General features: G+C 54.8%; 2 rRNA genes. Both read right to left on the reverse strand.

The features are described from left to right. A 23S ribosomal RNA gene (locus tag ACIQID_RS16570) occupies nucleotides 1-2,171 on the reverse strand; the annotation flags it as partial. 414 nt (nucleotides 2,172-2,585) lie between these two features. Continuing rightward, nucleotides 2,586-3,617: ribosomal RNA gene (locus ACIQID_RS16575) — 16S ribosomal RNA — on the reverse strand; the annotation flags it as partial.

Below are 3,617 nucleotides of genomic sequence, written 5' to 3' on the forward strand. Positions count from 1 at the left end.
TGCAGGTCGGAACTTACCCGACAAGGAATTTCGCTACCTTAGGATGGTTATAGTTACCACCGCCGTTTACTGGGGCTTAAATTCTCAGCTTCGCCTTGCGGCTAACCGGTCCTCTTAACCTTCCAGCACCGGGCAGGCGTCAGTCCGTATACATCGTCTTGCGACTTGGCACGGACCTGTGTTTTTAGTAAACAGTCGCTACCCACTAGTCTCTGCGGCCTCCAAACGCTTTCGGAGCAAGTCCTAATACGTCGAAGGCCCCCCTTCTCCCGAAGTTACGGGGGCATTTTGCCGAGTTCCTTAACCACGATTCTCTCGATCTCCTTGGTATTCTCTACCTGACCACCTGAGTCGGTTTGGGGTACGGGCGGCTAGAACCTCGCGTCGATGCTTTTCTCGGCAGCATAGGATCATCCACTTTTTATCCGCATCGTGTCTCAGCCTCATGAGTCGCGGATTTGCCTACGACTCGGCCTACGCACTTGCACCAGGACAACCATCGCCTGGCTTGGACTACCTTCCTGCGTCACACCTGTTAATACGCTAACCGCACCAGCATGGGGTCACGTGCTCCCCTCCACGGTGTCACCCGAAGGTGACGATGTGAAGGCTCGGACGTTTAGCACCACTGGATTAGCTTGGGCGGTTCTTCGCCGGTACGGGAATATCAACCCGTTGTCCATCGACTACGCCTGTCGGCCTCGCCTTAGGTCCCGACTTACCCAGGGAAGATTAGCTTGACCCTGGAACCCTTGGTCTTTCGGAGGACGTGTTTCTCACACGTCATTCGCTACTCATGCCTGCATTCTCACTCGTGTAGCCTCCACGGCTGGTTTCCACCGCCGCTTCGCTGGCCACACGACGCTCTCCTACCCATCAACACGGCTGGACCACGAAGGCCTACCAATAATGTCAATGCCACAACTTCGGTGGCGTGCTTGAGCCCCGTTACATTGTCGGCGCGGAATCACTTGACCAGTGAGCTATTACGCACTCTTTCAAGGGTGGCTGCTTCTAAGCCAACCTCCTGGTTGTCAGAGCAACTCCACATCCTTTCCCACTTAGCACGCGCTTTGGGACCTTAGTTGGTGGTCTGGGTTGTTTCCCTCTCGACTATGAAGCTTATCCCCCACAGTCTCACTGCTGCGCTCTCACTTACCGGCATTCGGAGTTTGGCTGACGTCAGTAACCTTGTAGGGCCCATCGGCCATCCAGTAGCTCTACCTCCGGCAAGAAACACGCAACGCTGCACCTAAATGCATTTCGGAGAGAACCAGCTATCACGAAGTTTGATTGGCCTTTCACCCCTATCCACAGCTCATCCCCTCAGTTTTCAACCTAAGTGGGTTCGGTCCTCCACGACGTCTTACCGTCGCTTCAACCTGGCCATGGATAGATCACTTCGCTTCGGGTCTAGGACATGCGACTGAATCGCCCTATTCAGACTCGCTTTCGCTACGGCTACCCCACACGGGTTAACCTCGCCACATATCGCTAACTCGCAGGCTCATTCTTCAAAAGGCACGCTGTCACACCTACCAGGGGTGCTCCAACGGTTTGTAAGCAAACGGTTTCAGGTACTATTTCACTCCCCTCCCGGGGTACTTTTCACCTTTCCCTCACGGTACTTGTCCGCTATCGGTCATCTGGGAGTATTTAGGCTTATCAGGTGGTCCTGACAGATTCACACGGGATTTCACGGGCCCCGTGCTACTTGGGATACTCTCCACGCCAGAACACGCATTTCGACTACGGGGTTGGCACCCTCTATGACCGGCCTTTCAAGACCGTTCGTCTATACGCTTCTGTAACGTCGCCAGCTCGGCAGAACTGACTGGTGAGTCCCACAACCCCGAATATGCAACTCCTGCCGGATATCACACACACTCGGTTTAGCCTGTTCCGGTTTCGCTCGCCACTACTAACGGAATCGCGGTTGCTTTCTCTTCCTGTGGGTACTGAGATGTTTCACTTCCCCACGTTCCCTCTACCCGCCCTATATATTCAGGCGGGAGTCACTAGGTCGGCACGCCGCCCAGCGGGGTTTCCCCATTCGGACACCCTCGGATCAAAACTTGCTTATCAGTTCCCCGAGGCTTATCGCAGATTGCTACGTCCTTCTTCGGCTCCAGATGCCAAGGCATCCACCGTTTGCTCTTAAAGACTTGAAATCACATGAGTTTGAATCAAAAACCCGACCAGTCCGAAGACTGAATCAGAAATTGACTAATGATCTTTAAGATCATCTTGTGCAACCAGCTCGAAAGCCGGCTGCAAGATGCTCGCGTCCACTGTGTAGTTCTCAAAGTACGGGCGGAACCCCCATCCACCTGCCCCCACAGGGACAAACAGAAAGAGGTCCAGAGGTTCAGACCAGATCCCGAAAGATCCGCATCCGGTCCCTCAGGACCCAACAGCGTGCAGGCACCGGTCCCCTCACCCAGAACCTTCCAACCACCGAAGCGGCGTACTAGTCCCGAGATCAGATCTCGATGCCATGTCAAATGTTCCACCCATGAGCTCCCAGCGAAGAACGTATGCCTTCGATCTGGGTTCTGGACGCCGAAGCGTCAGATGCTCCTTAGAAAGGAGGTGATCCAGCCGCACCTTCCGGTACGGCTACCTTGTTACGACTTAGTCCTAATTACCGATCCCACCTTCGACGGCTCCCTCCACAAGGGTTAGGCCACCGGCTTCAGGTGTTACCGACTTTCATGACTTGACGGGCGGTGTGTACAAGACCCGGGAACGTATTCACCGCAGCGTTGCTGATCTGCGATTACTAGCGACTCCGACTTCATGAGGTCGAGTTGCAGACCTCAATCCGAACTGGGACCGGCTTTTTGGGATTCGCTCCACCTCACGGTATTGCAGCCCTTTGTACCGGCCATTGTAGCATGCGTGAAGCCCAAGACATAAGGGGCATGATGATTTGACGTCATCCCCACCTTCCTCCGAGTTGACCCCGGCAGTATCCCATGAGTTCCCACCATTACGTGCTGGCAACATAGAACGAGGGTTGCGCTCGTTGCGGGACTTAACCCAACATCTCACGACACGAGCTGACGACAACCATGCACCACCTGTTTACGAGTGTCCAAAGAGTTGACCATTTCTGGCCCGTTCTCGTATATGTCAAGCCTTGGTAAGGTTCTTCGCGTTGCATCGAATTAATCCGCATGCTCCGCCGCTTGTGCGGGTCCCCGTCAATTCCTTTGAGTTTTAGCCTTGCGGCCGTACTCCCCAGGCGGGGAACTTAATGCGTTAGCTGCGTCACGGAATCCGTGGAATGGACCCCACAACTAGTTCCCAACGTTTACGGGGTGGACTACCAGGGTATCTAAGCCTGTTTGCTCCCCACCCTTTCGCTCCTCAGCGTCAGTTACGGCCCAGAGATCTGCCTTCGCCATCGGTGTTCCTCCTGATATCTGCGCATTCCACCGCTACACCAGGAATTCCAATCTCCCCTACCGCACTCTAGTCTGCCCGTACCCACTGCAGGCCCGAGGTTGAGCCTCGGGATTTCACAGCAGACGCGACAAACCGCCTACGAGCTCTTTACGCCCAATAATTCCGGATAACGCTTGCGCCCTACGTATTACCGCGGCTGCTGGCAC

Origin of the sequence: Microbacterium sp. NPDC091676 (assembly GCF_044756645.1) — a bacterium.
GTDB lineage: Bacteria > Actinomycetota > Actinomycetes > Actinomycetales > Microbacteriaceae > Microbacterium > Microbacterium paraoxydans_D.